This is a genomic window from Psychrobacter sp., from assembly GCF_036731945.1.
Taxonomy (GTDB): domain Bacteria; phylum Pseudomonadota; class Gammaproteobacteria; order Pseudomonadales; family Moraxellaceae; genus Psychrobacter.
In genome coordinates this window covers 13,426-15,226 of the sequence record NZ_DAINDI010000044.1, presented here as the reverse complement: position 1 = coordinate 15,226, position 1,801 = coordinate 13,426, and the positions used below count along the sequence as shown (strand labels likewise).

Below are 1,801 nucleotides of genomic sequence, written 5' to 3'. Positions count from 1 at the left end.
ACCGTAAAGACAAAAAATCTATCAGCCATTGGCGCAATCAAGGGCTGACATTGGCGAACGGCAGTCCGTTACCTTCTACCTTGGGCAGCGCAGGTTTATTATTACCAGCCGGCACTGATGGCCCAGCATTCTTGGTGGGTAAAAACTTCGATACGTTTTATTCGTATAACGCTTCAGAAAATTATGCTTTAGCGATTGCCCATTTATCAGACTTAATCGCGCGTGAAGACAGCAGCAAAACTGACTTTGTCACTGCATGGCCGACGGATGACCCTGGTATTAGCCGTCAGCAATCAAAGGATATTCAGCAAGCATTATTAAATGCAGGCTACGATATTGGCGAAGTGGACGGTATCATTGGTGATAATACGCGTACGGCGATTCAGCAATATCAATCAAGCCATGGCATCTTTCCAGCCGATGGACGCGCCGGACAGAAATTTTATCGCGCCATCGTTGGCAATAGTGCTGCAAGCACTTCCCAATATGGCAATCCATACGGACAACCAGCAAACAGTCGTCCTTTAAACCCTGCGCCTGCAGACCGTATGGGACAATTGATTCAACAGCAAACTGGCAGCTCAAACTCTAACCCTTACTCAGTACAGCCGTCTGTGCAGCCAACCGTTAGACCATCAACCTCATCGGGCAATACGCGCTATCGCCGGGTTACCAGTCCTGATGGTACGGTAAAGCTTGTACGTGTCGATGAAGGTTCATGATTAGCTAAGCTAAGGAATGGATTATTTATTATCTATAAGCATGTATTAGCGACTAATAAGAAAGCCACGCAAATAAGCGTGGCTTTCTTATAAAATGGATTGAATAAATTGGAAAAAATACGGTTATCATTCTATTATTTTGTTAAATAATACCTACTAGATAACAGGTGGCGGATTCGGTTTACCATTATCGCCATCCCAATTTTCGCGGGCTTTGTCATCTAAATCCGCAGGCGTTTTTGGCTCCCATTTACCGTTCTCTTTCCACGTCGCATCACCCCAGTCAGCATCTTCTTCCTTTCTATCTAAGTCCTTATAGGCTTGGGTTGGGTCAATGCCGCGGCGCTTCATATCGGCGACTTGTTCTTCGAGCGTACGAAACTGGTCGGCTTCAAGCATGGTTTCTTCTAAGCTGGTTAATTCACTATTTAAATCTTTTTTGGCATCACTCATTGTTGGTTCTCCCTAATTATTAAGCATTATTATGTATTTATACGCTTATTATTACGGGTATTGCTCAGCTTCACAACTACAGAGACGTATGCTTTGTATTACAAAGGGTAAGCGCCGGCTTTATAAATGGATTTTTTATCAATGAAATTATAAATAAAGCAGAGAGCATTTGCCCTAGCTAAGCGGTAAAGTTGGCGCATTAGGTATGGTGGTATTATTGTCTGTTAATAAGCTCTTCGCATAAAAGGTAAGCTTCCAAAGCTCTTGTGACACGCGCGTGCCATAGGTGGTGAGTTGAATCCAGTTAGCCGCCACCAACTGCCGCTGTAATTGGTTTAAGTCATCTTGATAAATCTGACAACGTGCTACTGCATGGACATTTGGCATGTCATTTTTGATGTCTGTTTCAGCTTTGACGGCGATTAAGCGATTAATGGCGCTCTGTAAACCATAGCTTGAAAAGGTAGCGGGTATTTTTATTAAAGCGATGAGCACTTCTTGCCACGATAATCTCATAGGGCGGGTGACGTCGGTTAAATTACCGCCTTCATAGGCTTGTGCTTTGTACTGAATCTCAAAAGTGTCTGTCAGCACCAGTGGTTTGCTGACACTATCGGCTGCTAAAT

Annotated in this window: 2 protein-coding genes and 1 pseudogene; 1 reads left to right on the top strand and 2 read right to left on the bottom strand. The window is 43.8% G+C overall.

The window, feature by feature from the left end:
• The coding region (locus tag V7D75_RS09835; protein ID WP_333614419.1) for a peptidoglycan-binding protein at window positions 1–722 on the top strand (722 nt) is incomplete at its 5' end.
• Between the two features lie 156 nt (window positions 723–878).
• On the opposite strand, the gene V7D75_RS09830 is transcribed toward V7D75_RS09835, so the two are convergent.
• Together V7D75_RS09830 and V7D75_RS09825 are read right to left on the bottom strand one after the other, a co-directional pair.
• Complete coding sequence (locus V7D75_RS09830; protein ID WP_333614418.1) at window positions 879–1,175, bottom strand: hypothetical protein; 297 nt, start codon at window positions 1,173–1,175, stop codon at window positions 879–881.
• Window positions 1,176–1,349: 174 nt separating this feature from the next.
• Window positions 1,350–1,801: pseudogene (locus V7D75_RS09825) on the bottom strand (DUF4062 domain-containing protein); the annotation flags it as partial.